At 68.6% G+C, this 19430-nt stretch carries 17 protein-coding genes and 1 pseudogene; 7 read left to right on the forward strand and 11 right to left on the reverse strand.

Annotated features, from left to right (window positions below):
- The 3 genes from VM221_08715 to VM221_08725 all read right to left on the reverse strand — a co-directional run.
- On the reverse strand, nucleotides 1-503 hold a 503-nt coding region (locus tag VM221_08715; GenBank protein ID HUT74895.1), incomplete at its 3' end, for a DUF2723 domain-containing protein.
- A gap of 70 nt (nucleotides 504-573) precedes the next feature.
- Complete coding sequence (locus tag VM221_08720) at nucleotides 574-1071, reverse strand: hypothetical protein (GenBank protein ID HUT74896.1); 498 nt, start codon at nucleotides 1069-1071, stop codon at nucleotides 574-576.
- A 23-nt stretch (nucleotides 1072-1094) separates the two neighbouring features.
- Nucleotides 1095-1925, reverse strand: coding sequence for a hypothetical protein (locus VM221_08725; protein ID HUT74897.1), 831 nt, complete (start codon nucleotides 1923-1925; stop codon nucleotides 1095-1097).
- A 321-nt stretch (nucleotides 1926-2246) separates the two neighbouring features.
- On the opposite strand from VM221_08725, the gene rmuC reads away from it, so the two are divergent.
- The 5 genes and pseudogenes from rmuC (at nucleotide 2247) to VM221_08750 (ending at nucleotide 5558) form a co-directional block, all read left to right on the forward strand.
- Complete coding sequence (gene rmuC / locus VM221_08730; protein ID HUT74898.1) at nucleotides 2247-3248, forward strand: DNA recombination protein RmuC; 1002 nt, start codon at nucleotides 2247-2249, stop codon at nucleotides 3246-3248.
- A gap of 26 nt (nucleotides 3249-3274) precedes the next feature.
- Complete coding sequence (locus tag VM221_08735) at nucleotides 3275-4165, forward strand: CehA/McbA family metallohydrolase (protein HUT74899.1); 891 nt, start codon at nucleotides 3275-3277, stop codon at nucleotides 4163-4165.
- A 145-nt stretch (nucleotides 4166-4310) separates the two neighbouring features.
- A complete protein-coding gene (locus VM221_08740; protein HUT74900.1) occupies nucleotides 4311-4565 on the forward strand; it encodes a YtxH domain-containing protein in 255 nt (84 codons plus the stop codon).
- 288 nt (nucleotides 4566-4853) lie between these two features.
- Entirely contained in the window at nucleotides 4854-5369 is a 516-nt protein-coding gene (locus tag VM221_08745) for a GNAT family N-acetyltransferase (protein ID HUT74901.1), read from the forward strand.
- Between the two features lie 27 nt (nucleotides 5370-5396).
- A pseudogene (locus VM221_08750) lies at nucleotides 5397-5558 on the forward strand (riboflavin kinase).
- A 246-nt stretch (nucleotides 5559-5804) separates the two neighbouring features.
- Here the strand turns inward: VM221_08750 and VM221_08755 are convergent.
- Nucleotides 5805-7298 carry an FGGY-family carbohydrate kinase gene (locus VM221_08755; protein HUT74902.1) on the reverse strand — a complete coding sequence of 498 codons (1494 nt, stop codon included), beginning with the start codon at nucleotides 7296-7298 and terminating at the stop codon, nucleotides 5805-5807.
- 271 nt (nucleotides 7299-7569) lie between these two features.
- Complete coding sequence (locus tag VM221_08760) at nucleotides 7570-9504, reverse strand: diguanylate cyclase (protein ID HUT74903.1); 1935 nt, start codon at nucleotides 9502-9504, stop codon at nucleotides 7570-7572.
- A gap of 265 nt (nucleotides 9505-9769) precedes the next feature.
- Between VM221_08760 and VM221_08765 the strand changes: the two genes are divergently transcribed.
- Complete coding sequence (locus tag VM221_08765) at nucleotides 9770-10990, forward strand: deoxyguanosinetriphosphate triphosphohydrolase family protein (GenBank protein HUT74904.1); 1221 nt, start codon at nucleotides 9770-9772, stop codon at nucleotides 10988-10990.
- Between the two features lie 277 nt (nucleotides 10991-11267).
- On the opposite strand, the gene VM221_08770 is transcribed toward VM221_08765, so the two are convergent.
- The 6 genes from VM221_08770 to VM221_08795 all read right to left on the reverse strand — a co-directional run bounded on the left by VM221_08770 (nucleotide 11268) and on the right by VM221_08795 (nucleotide 17177).
- Nucleotides 11268-11789 carry a hypothetical protein gene (locus VM221_08770; GenBank protein ID HUT74905.1) on the reverse strand — a complete coding sequence of 174 codons (522 nt, stop codon included), beginning with the start codon at nucleotides 11787-11789 and terminating at the stop codon, nucleotides 11268-11270.
- A 158-nt stretch (nucleotides 11790-11947) separates the two neighbouring features.
- Nucleotides 11948-12523 (reverse strand): hypothetical protein, encoded by a 576-nt coding sequence (locus VM221_08775; protein ID HUT74906.1) that lies wholly within the window; start codon nucleotides 12521-12523, stop codon nucleotides 11948-11950.
- Between the two features lie 158 nt (nucleotides 12524-12681).
- Nucleotides 12682-13617 (reverse strand): alpha/beta fold hydrolase, encoded by a 936-nt coding sequence (locus VM221_08780; GenBank protein HUT74907.1) that lies wholly within the window; start codon nucleotides 13615-13617, stop codon nucleotides 12682-12684.
- A 74-nt stretch (nucleotides 13618-13691) separates the two neighbouring features.
- Nucleotides 13692-14762 (reverse strand): uroporphyrinogen decarboxylase family protein, encoded by a 1071-nt coding sequence (locus VM221_08785; protein ID HUT74908.1) that lies wholly within the window; start codon nucleotides 14760-14762, stop codon nucleotides 13692-13694.
- A gap of 107 nt (nucleotides 14763-14869) precedes the next feature.
- Complete coding sequence (locus VM221_08790) at nucleotides 14870-15949, reverse strand: 3-isopropylmalate dehydrogenase (GenBank protein HUT74909.1); 1080 nt, start codon at nucleotides 15947-15949, stop codon at nucleotides 14870-14872.
- Between the two features lie 238 nt (nucleotides 15950-16187).
- Nucleotides 16188-17177 carry a substrate-binding domain-containing protein gene (locus VM221_08795; protein ID HUT74910.1) on the reverse strand — a complete coding sequence of 330 codons (990 nt, stop codon included), beginning with the start codon at nucleotides 17175-17177 and terminating at the stop codon, nucleotides 16188-16190.
- 303 nt (nucleotides 17178-17480) lie between these two features.
- On the opposite strand from VM221_08795, the gene VM221_08800 reads away from it, so the two are divergent.
- Nucleotides 17481-19430, forward strand: a 1950-nt coding sequence (locus VM221_08800) for a hypothetical protein (protein HUT74911.1), incomplete at its 3' end; no start/stop codon positions are given.

The raw sequence follows: 19430 nt of genomic DNA on the forward strand, positions 1-19430 counted from the left end.
CGCCGCGGCGTGCGCTGCTCCAGCCAGCGCACGAACATCGCCAGCACCAGGCACACCAGCAACACGTGAAGCGCATAGACCTCCACCTGGTTGGCCTGGGGCCACACCCACCAGTTGAGCCCCAGCACCAGCCCGCCCAGCACCCCCGCCGCCCCGCTGCCAGTGAGCGCGATCAGCATCCAGCACAGGAGCCCCCCGCCCGCCGCCGCTGACACCGCGCTGAAGAAGGCGATGCGGCGCGCCGGCTCGCCCAGGGGAAGCAGGTCGAATAGCTTGCCCACTATCAGGTACAGGGGATAACCCGTGGGGTGGGCGACGCCCATGGTGTGCACCGCGGTCGCCAGTTCGCCGGAATCGGGGTCGGTGATCGTGGGCGCGAGCGTCAGCCAGTAGCAGATGAGCAGCATCACCGCGACCGCGACCGGGAGGCCGACCCGCAGGGCCAACCGCCGCCGGCCGGGGGAGCCCCGGACACTGGCAGACAGCACGCGCAGGGATCTCACCCGCCTATTCTGCCACAGCCCTGCCCAGCCGGTCAATGGCGCACGAGGCGCGGGTGACCCCGGAGAAATGCTACGGCTGCGCGCCGCCGACTAGACGCTCCTGGCGGCCGGCGACGGCGCCGGGGGGCGCGGGCTTCTCGCGGAAGCGCGCGGTGAGGCGGAAGGGGACGTCGGAGAGTTCGCCCAGATGGTGAGGGCAGACGGCGATCCACTCGCCGGGGAAGTAGACGATGGGGCGGGCGGGGACATAGTGGTTGGCCTCGCCCCCGGCGGCGGCGGCGTTGATGGTGATCTGGTACCCCCCGTCGAGGGTGACGCGGCCAATGCTGCCGCCGCAGATGGCGTGAGGCGCGGCGTGGCACCAGAACACGAACTCGTCGAGCAGCACCACCTTGCCTGCGGGCACCTCGTAGACGGGATAGGTGTCCCCACGCCGCGGCAGGTGCACCGAGACCTCCGCGTACCAGGTGAGGTCCACGCCCTCGCCTTCCTCGTCCAGGAGCGGGTAGCGATAGAGGGTCAGATCGCGCGTAAGGGAGCGGTTGAACTCCAGGTCTGGGGTCAGCATGAGGTCTCCTTCTCGACTGCCGTCTATCCCGTCGGCGCCGGGGCGGGCAGCTCGGCATTGATCTTGCCGGCCAGCGCCTGCCAGTCGCCGCGCAAGATGCCAATGCGGCCGCGGATGGTCGCGGTCTTCTCGGGTTCGATGAGCTCAGCGACGAGCGGGACAAGATGCATGCATGCGTTCCCGGGGAAGGGCCCGATATGGCGACAGGGCGCATCCCACGCCTGGAAAAAGAGCAAGCTTCCATCCGCAGACCGCGCGGCGCAGGCGTGGGCGTCGGTGCGAGGGCTGAGAGTCCACTCGTACTCTCCCACCGCGTCGGCATCGGGGTGAGCAGGGCACGGATGCATGGCGACCCAGCCTTCGGCGGTGAGGGCCTTCAGGCCGTGGGGGGTCACCTTCTCGTACCAGTAGCGGCCCTGCAGGCCGCGGTCGAGCGGGACCGAGGGGATGAAGTCGCGATTGCACCACCCGGGCGCGCCCGGCAGGTGATTGACCGCCGCGCAGAAGTCGGCAGTCACGCTCGACAGCACCCGCGGCGAGGTGTTGATGAACTCGATATCAACCCGGATCTCGGCCTCGCCGCACTCGATACCGACCACCACGCGCACCAGTGGCGACGGCGCGAACTCGCCCCGCGCGCCGGCAAGCGTGAACGCCCATTCGCCGGGAACCGTATGGCTCGGTGCCACCAGCGTCGAGCCTGCGGAAACGATCCTCTCCGGCAGGAGCACGCGAAACGCTGGCGCCGCCCGCTTGCCGAGAACAAGGTCGAAATCGGAGCATCCCGGGGTCTGCTGGATGAGCTTCATCGCCTCCCTCGCCACGGCGCACGACTGCGCTCGCCGATGCGTCATCGTACTGCGCCCATGCGCCCCCGTCAAGCGGCTCCGCCCCGGGGAGTGTAACCGCAACAAGCGGGGATGCGCTCCGCTGAACGTGGAACCCCGACTGGTCGGGGGCACTACCCGCCGGCATAGCCGCCGGCGTGTCCTCGCTGCTGCCGTCGAGAGGGTTACAGGTGTCGCGCAAGCGGTGTCCGAGGCGGGTGCGACCTGCACCAGGAGCTCCAAGCTCCCCCATGCCCCGGAGGCCATGGCAGCTTGTCATCGCCGTGACGGGTGCAGGACGTTCCGGGCCCGCGAGTCGAAGAGAAGGGAGCGGGGAGGTGGTTGGCGATGAGCGCGGTTGAGATAGTGCTGGCAGCGGGGCTGGCGGTGGTGATCGTGCTGTTGGTGGTTCTCCTCGGGCGGCTGCGCGGGAATGGCCCGGCCGAGCTGTCGTGGCTGCGGCAGAGCATCGCGGACCACGGCGAATCGCTGGCGCAAATCCGCGAGCGCCTGGCGGCCTCCAGTCAAGTGAGCGGGGACCTGCAGTCGGGCCTGGGCCAGGCGCGCGCGCTACTGGAGCGCATGACGGCGCAAGATGAAACCGACCGGCGCGCCCGAGAGCGGGCCCAGGAGACGGTGAGTCGCATCCAGGCGACCCTCATCGGGAGCTACGCCAAGGGGCGCGCGGGCGAGAACGTGGTGGCGGAGGCGCTGGCGTGCTTTCCCGCGGAGATGCTCCAGCGCGACGTGGCGCTGGGGGGCAAGCGGGTGGAGTTCGCGCTGGTGATGGGTGACGGGCGGCTGCTGCCGATTGACTCCAAGTGGCCGTCCACGGACTTGCTCGAACGCCTGGCGCAAGCGGAGGATCCGGAGGCGCAGCGGCAGTTGAACGATGAAATCGAGGCCCAGGTCGTGAAGCGCGTGCGCGAAGTGGCGGGGTACATAGACGCCGAACGGACTCTGCCGTGGGCGGTGGCGGCGGTGCCCGAGGCGGTTTTCGCGGCCTGTCGGCGCGCCCATGCCCAGGCCCACGAGCGGGGGGTCATCGTGGTGCCCTATGGCCTGCTCGTGCCCTACCTGCTGACCGTGTATCATTTGCATCTGCGCTATGCAACCGGGGCCGATGCGGCGCAGACCCAGGCGCGCTTGGTGGAGATGGCGCGCCTGCTCGACAACCTGGAGCGCACCCTCGAAGGCAAGCTCTATCGCGCGAACACCATGCTTGCCAACGCCTGCAGCGAGTGCGGCCAGTTCGTCGCCGCCATGCGCACGTCGCTCAGCGGGGCGCTTGCGGCCGCGGGTGACACCGAGGACGCGGCGCGGCCGCCCGGCACCACCGAGGACCCGTGAGAGCCTGTCGTCACAGGAGGCTTGCCTTGTTCGAGAATCCCTTCCGTTGTCGCGGCAACTGGTATCGCGCCAACCTTCACGCCCACACTACCGACACCGACGGCGACCTTGCTCCCGCCGACACCGCCGAGTTCTACCGGCGCGCCGGGTATCACATTCTCGCCATCACCGACCACTGGCTGGTCACCGAGTTCGCGTCGGAGCGCGACGACTTCCTGGTCATTCCCGGCGCCGAGCTGGGCGGCGATCGTGCCCGGCAAGGCGCCGGCTATCACGTGGTCGGGCTTGACCTGCACGCGCGCGGCCGGCTGGCGCGCCCGGCGGTTCCGACCGCGCAGGAGCTGGTGGACATCATCCGCGCCGACGGCGGCGAGGCGATCATCGCCCACCCCTACTGGTCGGGGCTGGCGGCCGAGGAAATAGCGGCGCTGGCGGGCTGCCTGGCGATCGAGGTTTACAACACGAGCTGCGACCTCGAGAACGCGCGCGGCTGCAGCGCGACGCACTGGGATGACCTACTCAGCCTCGGCCACGACCTGGGCGCGCTCGCGGTGGACGACGGGCACCACAGCGCGGTGGATCACGGCCGGGCGTGGATCATGATCCGCGCCGAGAGCCTGACGGTGGAGGCGGTGATGGAGGCGCTGCGTCGCGGGCGCTATTACGCCTCCACCGGGCCGGAGATCCGCGACCTGCGCATCGGCGACGATCGCATTCGCGTTACGACCTCGCCGGTGCAATCAATCGCCATGGTTTCCGCCCCCACCATAGGCGCGCGGGCGTTCGGCCGCCGTGGCCAGGACCTTACGCGGGCGGAGTTCCCACTGCCGGCCGCGCGCTACTGCCGCATTCAGGCCATGACCCGCGACGGGAAGACAGCCTGGTCCCACCCGGTGCTGCTGGTAGGCCCGCCCTGAGCCGATGGCGGCGATGCGACGCGCGCTTCTTCGATGCCACGATCGGGATGCGGGGTCGAGCGATGTGCTCCCGTTGATATTGACCGGAGTGGGGGCGCTTGCTATAATCCGCACACAGACGATCGGGGAAAGGAGAATGGTTTCTATGAGCATGCGAAGCGGCGAGTTCGTGGGAGGCCTGCTGTTGGGTGCGCTGGTCGGCGCCGCTCTGGGGTTGCTGTTCGCGCCGGAGGCGGGTGAGAAGATGCGCAGCCGCATCAAGGACCGCGCGGGCGATCTCAAGGAGCGGGCTGCTCGCAGCGGCTCCGAGTGGTGCGAGAAAAGCAAGGAAGTGCTGCGCGAGAAGAAAGAGCAGATCGCGACGCGCCTGCGTGGTCGCGGCGAGGAGGAAGAGGCCTGAGCCCGACCGCGATGGCCTCATAGCCCGCGCCGCCCGGTGCTTTGTGGAGGGCAAGCTTCTTCGAGGGTGCGACCGTTTCTCGTTGGGATGGCTGGGCGCACACCCGGGCGCGACTACGTAGTAGGGGCAAGGCATGCCTTGCCCCTACATCCGCGCGGTTTCCAGGTTTATCCGCCGTGGCGGACCACGCGCCCAGGGTGATCCCGACCCTCCAGAGGCGGGGAAACCTTTCGCGGTCATACCCTTGTTCGGCTTCGCGTTACGCTCGCGCTTGAGGCTGCGCTCAGCATGACATCCCAGCGGTTCATGCATGACTGTGCTTCACGTGTCGCCACCGCCACCCGCTGCGTTGATGAGGAGTTCCCGATGAGCACGGTGGACATCTCGCCCTCCAGAGCGGAGGAGTTCGACCAGATACTGGTGCTGCTGCATCAGCTGTGGCCGGATTGGCGCGCTGACGAGGAACGCGTGCGCCGAGCATTCCTGAAGGGCATCCGCTCGCGGGCCCAGGTCTATCTGTCGGCGCGCGTTGACGGCGAGGTCATCGGGTTCGCTTCCCTGACGATCAAGAACAGCCTGTGGCTGGATGGAGGCCCTGCCCATACTGATGAGATGATCGTGCACGAGGACTTCCGTGGGCAGGGCGTGGGCAGCCTGCTGCTAGAGGAACTGGTCAAGGTCGCCAAGCGACACTCGTGCACATGCATCGAACTCGACTCCGGCTTCCACCGAACGCAGGCCCACGAGTTCTACCGATCGCGGGGCTTTGAGAGTCGCGGCCTCGTGTTCTCGAAGGGGTTGTGAACGTCGCCTGCCCCCTGCGTCGAAGCGCACATCCTCGATGCCGCGCAAGGAGACTTATGTGGCCGCGACATCACGCTCGACGTCATGTCCCGCCTACGCGATGAACGGGCATTTCCCAGCAGCGAGGAGCTGGCGGAGCAGATTCAACTAGACATCGCCCAGGCGCGGGAAACGCTGTCGCGCCGCTGATCCGCCGCGCCGCTACCGGCCCGCCGGCGCTGTCGGTGGGCATCGGCGCGGTCGAGGTGGTGTCAAAGATGCTGCTCTACTACCTCCACGAGCGCACATGGGGGGCGTATCACGTGGGGGCGGCTGAATCATCCCCCGTCAGGGCTGCCGGTCACGCGCGAGCTAACCCCCGATGACAAGTAGGAAATCCGCTGGCGCCTCGATGACCTGGGATACCTCTGACGGGCGTCCGCGTGTGGCTGTCTGTCACCCATCCAGCAGCGCGCAGTAGCGCGAATAGGCCTCGTCCCAGCCGGCGGGAGAACCCGGTTCATAGGTTTCGGTGGGGAAGCTGGCGGCGATGATCTCGCGCGCCTGCGGCAGCGAGCCGACCGCGCCGGCGGCGATGGCCTGGATCATGATGTTGCCGATGGCGGTGGCCTCCACCGGGCCGGCGATCACGGGGCGCTGCATGGCGTCGGCGGCGAGCTGGCTCAAGAGCCGGTTCCGCGCCCCCCCGCCGACGATGTGCACGCGCGCGATGCGCCGCCGCAGCATCTTCTCCAGGCATGCCAGCACCCAGCGGTACTTGAGCGCCAGGCTCTCCAGAATGCAGCGCACCACTGCGCCCACGTCCGACGGCTCGGGCTGGCCGGTGTCGCGGCAGAAGCGGCGGATGCGCGCCGGCATGTCGCCCGGGGCCAGGAACGACGGATGATCCGGCTCGATCACGGACCTCAACGGCTTGGCGGCGCTGGCGCGGGCGGCCAGTTCATCATAGCTCAGGGGCGCGCCCTCGCGCTCCCAGGTGCGGCGGCTCTCCTGCACCAGCCACAGCCCGCCGATGTTCTTGAGCAGCCGGAAAGTCCCCGCGACCCCGCCCTCGTTGGTGAAGTTATAGTCGAGCGCCGCGTCGGTGATGACGGGCGCTTTCGTCTCCACCCCCATCAGCGACCACGTGCCCGAGCTGATGTAGCACCAGTCGTCACCCACCGCCGGCACCGCCGACACCGCCGCGCCGGTGTCGTGGCCGGCAGGCGCGATAACGGTGCCGCGCGCCCCGGTTTCCTCCGCTACCGACTTGTGCAGCGGCCCCAGCACCGTGCCCGGCGGGATGATCCGCGGCAGGATGGCGGTGGGGAGGCCCATGCGCTCCAGCATCGCGCGCGCCCAATCGCCCGCGCGTGGATCGTAGCACTGGGAGGTGGTGGCGATCGTGAACTCCCCCGCTTGCTCGCCGGTGAGCCAGTAGTGGAGCAGGTCGGGCATCATCAGCAGGCGCCGCGCGGCGGCCAGCGCGGGGGAGTGCGCGCGGGCCATCGCCAGCAGTTGGTAGAGGGTGTTGATCTCCATGAATTGGATGCCGGTGCGCTGGAAGACCTCCGCGCGCGGGACGAGCGAGAAGGCGGCCTCAAACATGCCCTGGGTGCGCGCGTCGCGGTAGTGATAGGGGTTGCCCAGCAGCTCGCCGTCGCCGTCAAGCAGGGCGAAATCCACCCCCCAGGTGTCAACCCCGATGCCAGCCAACGCCTCGCCCTCCTGCGCGCACGCGCCGAGGAGGTGCTTGAGGTGGTGGAAGATGCCGAGCGCATCCCAATGCAGGCTGCCCAGGAGGTTGACCGGGCCGTTGGGGAAACGCCCGATCTCGCGTAACTGCAGCTTGCCGCCGTCGAGCGTGCCGAGCACGCCGCGCCCGCTCTCGGCGCCCAGGTCCAGGGCCAGGAAACGCTCGCCCGCCGAACGGGATTCGCTTTGCGCCACGCCTACATCACCTCGCTTGCCGGTTGTGACCTGCGCTCCGGTGGACCAGGGTTTCTGCGTCCGCGTGCTCTACGCCTCCTCGCGATCGCCCCGGGACCGCGTCGTCCCCTGCTGGAGGTGGGAGCGCATTGATCCGGCACGGGGAGTCCTGTTCCTCGCTCGGGGTCACATCGCAGGCAAGACGCCGCGCCGCAGGTCGGCGCGGTGGGAATGGTCGGGGCCCCGATCGGCATCGGGGCCCCTATCGTAAAGCCCCGACGAGTCGGGGCGACTAGGTGCGGCGGGGCAGGATATCGAGATGCTGCTGATTGGCGCGTTTGTCGGCGTACATGGCGGCATCAGCGGCGGCGATCAGGGAGTGCATATCCGGGGCGTCGTCGGGGAAGGTGGCGACGCCGATGCTGACGCGCAGGCGCGCCAGCGTGTGGCTGTTTACGCGCAGTTGGTGGCCGGCGACGGCCGACTGGATGCGGCCGGCGATGGTGTATGCCTGGTCGCGGCCGGTGGCGGGCAGAACGACGAAGAACTCATCGCCGGCGTGACGCGCCACGATGTCGTACTCACGCAGCGCGTGCCCGAAGATGTCGCCGATTTCGCGCAGGGCCTGGTCGCCCGCCTGGTGACCGAAGGTATCGTTGATGGTCTTGAAGTCGTCGAGGTCGAGCGCGAGCAGGGACAACGGTTGCTCCTGGCGGCGGGCGCGGCTGATTTCCTGCTCCAGCAGCATGTAGAGGCAGCGCCCGTTGGGCAGGCCGGTGAGGCTGTCGGTGAGCGCCGACTGCTTGGTGCGCTCGAACTCGCGCGCGTTCTCGATCGCCAACGACGCCTGGCGCGCGACGATGCCCAGCAGGCGCTGGTGATCCTCGGTGAAGGCGTGCTGCTGCTCGTGGTAGAGGCTGATGACGCCGACGATCTCGCGCTCGCGCATCAGCGGCACTGCCAGCATCGAGTGCAGCACGCCGCCGCTGGGCCCCGGCTGCGCCCACTCCAGGTCGCGGCCTGGATCGTCACAGCGCATGGGCATGCCGCTGGCGGCGACGCGGCCGCTCACCCCCTCGCCCAGGGGGATGCTCATGCCCGGCAGTTCCTTCTCGCGCAGGCCACGCACCAGTTCCGCCACCACCGCCTTGCTCTCCGAGTCCACCAGGAATACGATGCAGGTCGAGTAGCTGACGATGCCCTTGGTCTTGCTGGCGATCAGGCTCAAGGCCTCGGCGACGCTCAGCGTCGCGCTCATGGTCTGAACGATGTCATAGAGGGCGACCAGCTCTTCGCGCGCGCTGGCGATGGCGTCTTGGATGGAGGCCTGGTCCCCGCTCTGCGTGTCGGGGCGCAGGGAGCCGACGTCGCCGTAGATGCGCGCCAGTTCACCGCTGGCCGCAACCCGCTGGAACGCGGCGGCCACCTCGGGGTCGAAGTAGGTGCCGGCCTGGCTCGCAACGTGAGCCAGTGCGTGGTCGGACGACATCGCAGGGCGATAGGGGCGCTCGGACACGAGGGCGTCGTAAACATTGGCGACCGCGAGGATGCGCGCCCCCAGCGGGATCTCCACGCCCTGCAGCCCGTCGGGATAGCCGCTGCCGTCGAAGCACTCGTGATGGTGCTCGACGACGGGGGCCACCGCGCATGGAAACCTGATCGGCTCCAGGATGCGCTTGCCGACGCGGGTGTGGTTGTGGACCTTGCGCTCCTCTTCCTCGGTCAGGCGCTCCGGCTTGTTGAGGATGTGCTCGGGCACCGCCAGCTTGCCGATGTCGTGGAGCAGGGCGGCGATGCGCAAGGCTTCCGCCTCCGCGGGGCCGACGCGCATCTCGCGCGCGATGGCGAGGGCCGATTGCTGCACCCGCTCGATGTGCCCCTGGCTCATCCGATCCTTGGAGTTGATGGCGACGGCCAGGGTGCGAATGATGGAGCTGTTGAGCTCCTCCAGCCGGTGGGTGCGCTCCAGTTCCGTCTCAATGCGCTCCACGTGCAGCTCGCGCAGGCAGTAGAGGAGAAACAGCACCGCCAGCATCGCCATGGCGGCGAATAGCAGCAATTCCGAGGCAGTAAGCCGGGGCATGGTCAGCCAGGTTGACGCCTGCAGACCCAGGGTCAGCACGCAGGCCGCCAGCACGCCGGCGCGCACCACCCAGTCCAGGGGGTGGCGCCGGAGGCTGAGCCAGAAGTCGCCGTCTGCCACGGAGCATGAAAGGCGATTGCTCATCTTCCGTGATTAGGACTTTCCACATTTTGCGCCGCTTTTCGCTCCCGCCTCCGGGGCGGCGGCGGCCGGAGCAGCGGCTGGCCGGCCACGCCCGCGTCGCCCACGCGTGCGCCGAGGGCTTGCGGCGCGCACTCTCGCTGTGATACCATGACCGCGCCGGGGGCGGTGCAGGGGGTTGCGGACCGCCCTCAAACCCGCCGCCGGGGACGGCGGGCGACAACCTCCCGCTTCCTGACCCCGGGAGGTGCTGCGTCGGCGCCTGGCAATGACCATCCGTGAGCAGACCGAGCAACTAGAGCTGCGGATCCTCTCGCCCCGCGCCGCCCGCGCGGTCGAGTCCCGGGGCCGCGCCCGCCGTGAGGACCCGTGCCCCCTGCGCACCGACTTTCAGCGCGACCGCGACCGCATCATTCACTGCAAGTCCTTCCGCCGCTTGACCTATAAGACCCAGGTCTTCATCGCCCCCGAGCAGGACCACTACCGCACCCGCCTCACCCACACCCTGGAGGTGGCGCAGATCGCGCGCACCATCGCCCGCGCCCTGCGCCTCAACGAGGACCTGACCGAGGCCATCGCCCTCGGCCATGACCTCGGCCACACCCCCTTCGGCCACGCCGGCGAGCAGGCTTTGGATCAGGCCTACCGGCGCTTCGACCCCGACGCCCGTTTCACCCATTGGGAGCAGAGCTTGCGCGTGGTGGAGGTGCTGGAGAACGACGGCCGCGGTCTCAATCTCACCTGGGAAACCCGCGACGGCATCGCCCGCCACAGCAAGGGCCAGAGCGACCTGCCGCGGGCGGAGGCGACGACGGGGTCGGGCGCTGGCGGCGCATCTAACCCCTCTCCCTTTCAGGGAGAGGTTGGGAGAGGGTCGGCAGGCGGCGGGATGCACCCTCACTCGGCCTCTCCCTTCGAGGGAGAGGAATCAGCGGCGACCCCGCCCTCCGGCCCGCGGGCAAGCCCCGCCACCCTCGAGGGGCGGGTGGTCATGTTCGCCGACCGCATCGCCTACATCAACCACGACATAGACGACGCCCTGCGCGCGGGCATCATCGCCGCGGCCGACCTGCCCACAAACTGCATCCAGGTCCTGGGCGCGAGCCACTCCCAGCGCATCACCACCATGGTCGGCGACCTCGTGCGCCACAGCGCCGACGCGGACGACGTGACCATGGGCGACGCGGTGGCGGCGGCGACCGACGACCTCAAGGACTTCCTGTTCGCACGGGTTTACGGGGGTATGGGCACGGGGGCGGGGCTGCGCAAGGTCAGCGAAGTGGTGGGCAACCTCTTTCGCTACTACATGGAGAACCCCGCTGAGGTGCCGCAGTTGGCAGTGGCGAGCGAGGAGAGGACGCCCGCGCCTGACAAGAACCCGCCCGACCTGGCGCGGCGGGTGTGCGACTACATCGCGGGCATGACCGACCGCTACGCCAAGCAGCAGTTCATCGCCTACTTCCTGCCGGAGGACTGGCGGGCGGGGTAGGCGAGGGTGCTTCGCCTCGCTTGAGGCTAAATGACGCGGCTGGGAAGAGCGAGTGCCCTGGCGGGAGGCTGTTTGGCCATTCGATGGCGGCGGTGAAGTAGGACCGCTTGCCGCGGGTGCGCACCCGTGATTCCCACTCCGGCGGCACGGGCGCTTCCAGCGCCAGCCACTACACCGCCAAGGTGAGGGCGACGACAAGGGTGGGATGCGCGCGCCGGTGCGCAGCCGGCAAGCCTCCAGGCTAAAGTGCTGTTTGCTGTCCTCTTGATCTGCGAGATCAATGAGTCGCTAGACGCGCTATCGCCGCCACGATAAAGAACACGAGTATGGCGGCAATGCTCATGTGCAGCGCTGGCTCGTCATCGGTCCACAACGGGCGTCGCTCGAGGCCCAGGACGCGGCGCGCATAGGGCCAAAGCAGCAGCAGGGTGATCACGCCGCCAACGATCAGGGGGATCAACGCGCCCGCCACTGTCGCCGGACCGATGGCGCTTCCGGCCCCAGGCAGCGGCTGGGCGCCCACCAGCGGCACCACCATATGAAAGACGGCGGCCGACCAGCCGCCGAACATGAAGCACCACACGGGCGCACCCGGTCGGGCCAGGGCCTGGTGCTGCGCCGCGTAAATCAACGCCACCGCGGTCGCCAGAGCGGCGTCGAGCATCAGCAGAGGCGGGCTCGGGACAACAGTCAGCACCCACACGAAGCCGGCAGCGGCGATGCCGCACAGTGCGGTGTCGAAACGCGTGTCCGGTGCCCGTTCCGGGCCCTCGTTGCCTGACGGCGGCCGCGTGGCCACGTTCCTCTCCCCGCTCCGACCAGTCCCTCAACCCACGCTACGCGGAGCGCGCCGTCCGCGGCGGCAACGCCCGCCCTACGGTAGCCCGGCGAGACCGCGAGCCTACCGGGAATCCGCATCTATCCGCGCAATCGGCCGACAGCGCTTCCGCAGGACCGCTACCCCCGCCCCTCCCACCAGTAGGTGCGGAATTCCTCCATCGCATCGCACAACGGGTCCACGTTCTCGGGCGGCGTCGGCGGGTACATGCCGACCAGCAGCCCCAGGCCGCCGGCGGGCGAGCCCAGCTTGCGCACCTTGGCCACCAGCGCGCGATTGGTCGCCAACAGGGCCTGCGCAGTCGGCGTCCGCAAGGGAGCGAGAAAGCGGCTGAAGGCGCTCTGGCTGGGCAGCGCGGCCAGGCCGGTCAATTGCGGAAACACTGCATCGTCGCCCAATTCGGCAACGTGGGCCCGGCGCGAGCGATCCAGCACCAGGCCATACAACAGCCCCAGCAGGAAACGCGCGGCAGGGTAGCGGGTGCGCGGAAGATTCGGCAACGCCGCCAGCGACTGCGGCAAGCCCAGCCGCTGCAGAAACTGCGCCAACAGCCCGGCGCCGCCAAAACCGGTGAGACTCGGCTCGGTCGCTTCGATGCGATAAGACAGGGGCTTGGCCGCCGGTTGTTTGGAGGGCTTGCCCGTCGCTTTGGCGGAAGGCTTGACGAGGTGGGTTTGCGGCGCGATAATAGCCATGCGGGAAGCGCTTCCTTGTCGCGAGATTGCAGGCTGCACTCTCATTCGACATAGGCAAGCGCTTCCTTGCTTGTGGGGCTGACATTATGCCCAACACGGGTGCGTTCATTCGATCACCCATCAGGTGAATGCTTCACGCTCATAATGCATAATCCGGGTTAGAGGTGCTCGGCGATGAACGCGGCTGCATCGGCGACGTACTCGGCCGGAAACTGGTGGCCGGCGTCGTAGAGTACCAGCTTGGTGTTCGCTCCCTCAATCAGCCGGTAGAGTTGGCGCGCCTGCGCCTCACCGATCATGTCGTCCTGCTTGCCCATGAGCAGGCAAAAAGGCCGATTCCCGATGCCGCGCGCGTAGTTGGCCGCCGTGAGAACGACATCGTGGTTCCAGGAGCTGGGCACGGCGCAGGCCACGCTAGCCTTGATGCGTGGCTCCGTGGCCGTCAAGGCGAGGGCCTCGAACCCGCCCATGCTATAGCCGAACACACCGATGCGCTGCATGTCAATGTCGCTGCGCGTGGCCAGGTAGTCCATGGCGCGGCGGCTGTCAATCACCGTCTGCACGATGATCTCGCGCAGGGTGAAGTAGTTCTTGCGCGTCGGAGCGCCCGGCTCGTTGTAGAGGTTGACGACCTGGTAATCGTTCTCGGCGATGCGGTCGCCGTGGCCCTGGGCGTCGAGCGCAAACACGGCGTAGCCCTTCGCCAGCAGCGCCTTGCGCGCTACGCCGCCGCTGATGTAGCTGCCGTCCTCCCACCAGTCGGCCTTCGATCCCGACCAGCCATGCAGGAGCAGCACGCACGGATACGGCGGCTTGCCCGCCGTGGGGAGCTCGAGATACCCCGGCACCAGGAAGCTGCGCGCGCTGCGGAACACCACTTTCCGGCGCACGCTCGTCGCCTCCTCCTGCAATTCCACCACGCGCGCCTCGAGCGGGATCTGCTGATCGTAATCGTAGAAGGCGGTCAGGACCTTGAAGGACTCCTCGCTGATGCGCGCGGGAGTGCTTTGCGCCCACACGGCGCCCGCCAGCGCGAGACCGGCAGCGACCAGCATCAGGAATGTCGGAGAAGGTGGAAATGCTGTGTTGCTCATGACGGATCCGTCTCCGTTGCCGCCCTACGGGCGGAAATGTGCCTCAATCGGCCGACAGCGCTTCCGCAGGCCCGCTACCCCCGCCCGTCCCACCAGTAGGTGCGGAATTCCTCCATCGCATCGCACAACGCGTCCACGTTCTCCGGCGGCGTCGGCGGGTAGATGCCGACCAGCAGCTCCAGGCCCCCTGCCGGCGAGCCCAGCTTGCGCACCTCCTCCTCGATCAGGTCGCGGATCTCGCGGCGCGTGCCGAAGGGGACGATCTTCTGGCGATCAATGTCCAAGCGGATGCACGCGCGCCCCTTCACCTCGCGCACGAGGTTGTCAATGCCGTTGCACAGGTCCTGCGGATTGACGATGGTGACGCCGCAGTCAATGAGTTGGCCCAGCAACTCCATGACGTAGCCGTCGCTGTGGAAGGCGACGTGGCAGCCGGCGTCGCGGCAGGGCTTGATCAGCCGCTTGTACACCGGCGCGACGTACCCGGCGAACGCCCGCGGGCTGATGATGGAGGCGGTCTGGGTGCCCAGGTCCTCGCCAAACCCCATCACGTCCACGCCGATGTCAAGCCAGGCGCCGATGAGCCGCCGATTGTGCTCCGCCAGCAGCTCGATGAGCCGGGGCAGCCGCGGGTCATCGGTGGCGATGTCGAACATCAGGTTCTCGAACCCCCGCAGGTACCACATGCGCATCAGCAGAAAGCCGTGCCTCACCCCGCCCGTGACCAGCCGCTCCTCGCGCCGGGCCTGTTCGGCATCGCTGCGCGCCTTCTCCCAGTTCGCCGGCTCGCGGTCCCATTGCACCAGCGGATCGGGCGCGCGGTAGGTCTCGAGCTTGTCCCAGTCGGCCAGGGGATGTCCTTCCACCTGTCCCTCGATCCCAGCGATCTCGCTGTACCACACGCAGCCCCAGGCATCGGTGAAGCGCTCTCCCGCGCGATGGGCCGCGCCGTAGTCCCACTCATCGTAGTCGCGCTCACCCGGCTCAAAGCCGGGGAACAGCGTCGGGTGGCGCGCCAGCACTTGCTCCAGCTCGCCGCGCCACTGGTCCCACGATGCGCCGGAGATGCTAACACTGCACGGCATCCATTCCGGCCCGGTCATGGAGGCGTTGCGCAGGTAGTTTTCGCGTTCCGAAAGGGGCATACGCTACCTCGATTCCACCCGACTCAAGATTCCTCGCCGGGGACGCTATTGCGCGCGAGGGCCCGACACCATCGGCTTCTTCTCTTGGGCGTCCGCCCCTTCCGCGTTCATCCGCCGACGGTGTTTCCGCCGCTCGCGGCCGCGGCGACCAGGTCGCCGATCTCGCTCGTGGGCAGGCCCCCGGTCGCGGACATGGTGGGGATCTTGCCGCCGGCGAGCACGCTCTGGATCGCCCGCTCCATGCGCTGCGCGGTCTCCGCCTCGCCCAAGTGCTCGGCCATCATCTGCGCGGCGGAAATGGCGGCCAGCGGGTTAGCCTTGTTCTGCCCCGCGTATTTGGGGGCGGAGCCGTGAATGGGCTCGAACATGGATACCCCCTCGGGATTGAGGTTGCCCGAGGCGGCGATACCCATGCCGCCCTGGATCATGGCCCCCAGGTCGGTGATGATGTCGCCGAACATGTTGCAGGTGACGATGACGTCGAACCACTCCGGGTTCTTCACCATCCACATGCAAGTTGCATCTACGTAGGCGTGGTCCTGCTCGATGTCAGGGTAGTCCGCGCCCACCTCGCGAAAGACGCGCTGCCACAGGTCGTGGCCGTAGGTCAGGACATTGGACTTGTCACACAGGGTGAGCTTGCGCCCGCGGTTGCGCTTGCGCGTCAGCTCGTAGGCGAAGCGGATGCAGCGCTCGGTGCCCTTGCGGGTATAGACCATCTCCTGCACCGCCACCTCGTCGGGCGTGCCCTTGTGGACGAAGCCGCCGCTGCCGATGTAGAGGCACTCGGTGTTCTCGCGCACGACCACGAAGTCAATGTCGGCCGGGCCTTTGTCCTTGACCGGCGTCCACACTCCGGCGTAGAGCTTGATGGGGCGCAGGTTGATATACTGATCGAGGCCGAAACGCAGCGCCAGCAGCAGCCCCTGCTCGAGGATACCGGCCTTGACCTCGGGATGGCCGACCGCCCCCAGGTAGATGGCGTCGAAGCCCCGCAGCTCATCAAGCGCCCCCGGCGGCAGCGCCTCACCGGTGCGCAGGTAGCGCTCACCGCCGAAGTCGAAGTTGACCAGCTCATACTTCATGCCCGTGGCGGCGGCCGCCGCCTGCAGCACCTTGAGCCCTTCGGCCACGACCTCGGGACCGATGCCGTCGCCGGGTATGACTGCGATCTTGTAGGTCTTCATGCCGATGCATCCCCTTGCCGATCAGACAACCACAACGCGGGGATTATAGCACAGCCTGCGCGCGCAGAGAAACGACTGCGGCGCGAAGAAGGGCTTCGAGGGAACACCACGCTATAATGAGGATGAGCGACCATGACCAAGTTCCCCACCGTTGACCTCAGCCGGTATTTCAACGCCCCTGCCAAGCCCCGGGGCAAGGGATGGAGCGCCGCCGCGGACGATTCCTGGCCCGGCGCCCTCAGCGCAGCTTCGCGATGCCCGCCGCTAGCTGGTCCGGCCCAAGCGCGATGCAACCCGCGGGGCCCACTAACTCCTGCCCGTCGCGCAGTACCCACCGCATGAACTCCTGGACGAGGCCCGTCGGCTTACCCCTGGTGAGCAGGTAAACCTCGTGCGTCAGCAGCGGCGGATAGACGCCGGCGGCAATCGCCGTTCTCGCCTGGCCGATCGTCCCGTAGAAGTCCTCGTGGTCGTCGAGTCTCCCGTCCGCGTTGAGGTCAATGGGCACGACCATCAGGCCCGCCGTGGGGCGGCCCGTCTGCGCGTCGTAGGCATAGGCGAGGTTGTTGAAGCCAATGCCCTGAGGGTCTCTGCGCAGCGTGTCCGTAAGCCGATCATCGCCGAACCCCGCGACTCCCTTGAGGTCCGCCACTTGCTTGCCCAGGTAGCGCGCCCAGGTCTCCGCCGCACCGCACGCATCCCCCCGGACATAAACGCGCACGCGGTCCTTCACCGCCGGCTTGCCCACTACCTCGCCCCAGGTCGGCGGGCTGCCGCCTGTCCACAGCGCGATCAGGGTGCTCCGCTTGATCCCCTGCGCTGCCAGTTCGCTCGCCACCGGATTGGCAGCATTGAGGGTAGCAAAGACCGCAGTCTTCGCCACCGGCACCCAGAAAGCGTCCTGGGCCAGCTCCTCGGGGCGGATGTCCCGCGATACCATGCCGATGTCCGCCCGGCCGGCGAGCGCATCCGCCGCGCCTTTGCCGGCGCCGCCCGCGGAAACGTCAATGCGCACGTCGGGGTGGATCTGGCGGAACTCCTCGCTCCACCGCACCATCATGGGGTAGAGCGCCCACGCGCCCGAAACGCGGATTACCGGACCGCGCGCCTGGCGGGCGCAGCCCGCCAAACCGCCGGCGGGCAAGCCCACCGTCAACGCTGTCATCAGGCCCAGGCCGAGTGCTGCGCACATCCCCGTCACTGCGGCCCGCCCACGCGTTCGCTTCATGTCGTCTCCTCCTGTTGCCGGCGCTCTCCGCCGGACGCGAGGGTGCGGCTGCAATCCGCATCCTGCTCGCCTCCAAGGGCACCGTACTGCCGGACCATGGCTTTCCCCGGCAGGGTTGATTCTCCTGTCGCTCGCGGGCAGATTGCCGGCAGTCAGGCCCTGGCCCCCGGGGGGCTGTCTGCCCCCGCTCTGGCGACCTCAGCCGCAGTGCAGGAAAGGCCGCCCACGCCACGAAACCAGGAGCTGACGGGTGCTCCCACAGGCGCGACCGGCGCATCGCCCGCAGCAAGGGGATGATTGACCATGACCAAGTTCCGCACCGTTGATCTCAGCCCACATTTCAACGCTCCCGCCAAGCCCCGGGGCAAGGGATGGAGCGCCGCCGCGCGCGAGGGCTGGCCGCACCTGCCCCGCGGCCGCCGGCGGTTCTGGGGCATCCCCTTCCGCCTGGAGCCGCGGGACCCGAGCCGGCGCGGCCTCGTCGTCCTGGAGCGCGCGGACCACGAGGTGGTCATCCCTCTGCGCGGGACCGCCACCCATCTGTGCGTGCTCCATTTCTGCGACGTCGCCAAGGGGCCTGAGCACGTCGGGGAGCCCCTCGCTGACTACGCGCTGAGATATGCCGACGGCGAGGAGCACGTGCAGGTCATCCGCGCGCGCTTCGAGGTCGGCACGTTCAGCCCCGGATGGCCGCCCCACGGCTATGCCGCCGCCGACGCTAACGAGAACCGTGTCGCGGAAGCGCAAGAGGCCGCGAAATCGTGGGGGCTGTACCAGACCGGCCTCACCAGGCAGCCGAGGCTCTGCACCGCCTGGATCTACGCGCTGGAGAACCCGCGCCCCGAGGCGCGGCTGGCCGCGCTCGTCCTCACAGCGCGGGGCAGCGGCCCGGTGGCAGTGCTGGGGCTGACGCTGTACGACGGGCCGGGCCACCCTCTGCGCCACGTCCCGCGGCGGGTGTACCGGCTGCTGCTGCCGCCCGGGGACAAGGTCAAGGTTTCCGAGTTGGACGCCGGCCTGGACATGGGCCACATCACCCGCCTCTACGCGGCGCCCGCGAGGCCCGACGAACGGTGGCTCAAGGCGCCCGAGCGCGGCCTCGGCGTCCCCAAGCCGGAGGACAAACCCACCCGCGACTTCTTGCTTCACGCCACCGGGGCCGAGGGCGCGACCCTCTCCGTGCGCGCGGGCGAACGGCGATACGAGTTGGCGTTCGGCGAGGCTTACCGCGGCGGCCGGGCCACCAGTGGCGTGGGCGGGGCGCGCCTGCAAATCGTGCAGCCGCGCACCGCGTGGGTGTACGTCACCGTCATAGACGACTCGACGGGCAAGCCGACGCCCACCCGCGCCCACTTCCACGGCAGCCGCGGCGAGTACCTACCGCCCTACGGCCACCACGAGGTGGTCAACGAGGGCTGGTTCGAGGACTACGGCGGCGACCTGCAATTGGGCGGCAGCAGCCACGCCTACGTGCCCGGGCGCTTTCAGATCGAGCTGCCGGTGGGGGAGGTCTTCTGCGAGATCGCGAAGGGCTTCGAGTATGAGCCGCTGCGGCGCAAGCTCGACATCAAGCCGGGGCAGCGCGAGCTGGAGCTGCGCCTGCGGCGGGCCGCCGACTGGCGCCGGTCGGGGTGGGTGACCGCCGACACCCACGTCCACTTCATCAGCCCCCAGACCGCCTGGCTCGAGGGCCAGGGCGAGGGGCTGAACCTGGTCAACCTGCTGGCCTCGCAGTGGGGCAAGCTCTTCACCAATGTCGCCGACATCACCGGCGCGCAGTCAGGGTGCTCGGCCGATGACACCATCGTCTGGGTCGGCACCGAGAACCGCCACCACCTGCTGGGGCACATCTCCATGCTCGGCACGCGCGGCGACCCCGTCTTCCCCATGTGCGCCGGCGGGCCCGGTGAAGCCTACCTCGGGGACCCCGACGTCACTACCTTGACCGAGTGGGCGCAGACCTGCCGCCGCCGCGAAGGGGTGGTCATTCGCCCCCACTTTCCCAGTCCCATCTGCGAGGAGCCGGTCTATTTCGCGCTGGGGCAGTTGGACGGCGCGGAGCTGCGCTACTTCGGCGACCCCGGCGCCGGGGGGCTGGACGCGTTCTGCTTCACCGAGTGGTACCGCTACCTTAACTGCGGCTACCGGGTGGCGGCGGTCGGCGGCACCGACAAGATGAGCGCGGGCATGCCTGTGGGCGGCGTGCGCACCTACGCGCGGCTGGATGGCGACGACGAGTTCACCTTCGCCAAC

This window comes from Armatimonadota bacterium, assembly GCA_035527535.1.
Lineage (GTDB): Bacteria > Armatimonadota > Hebobacteria.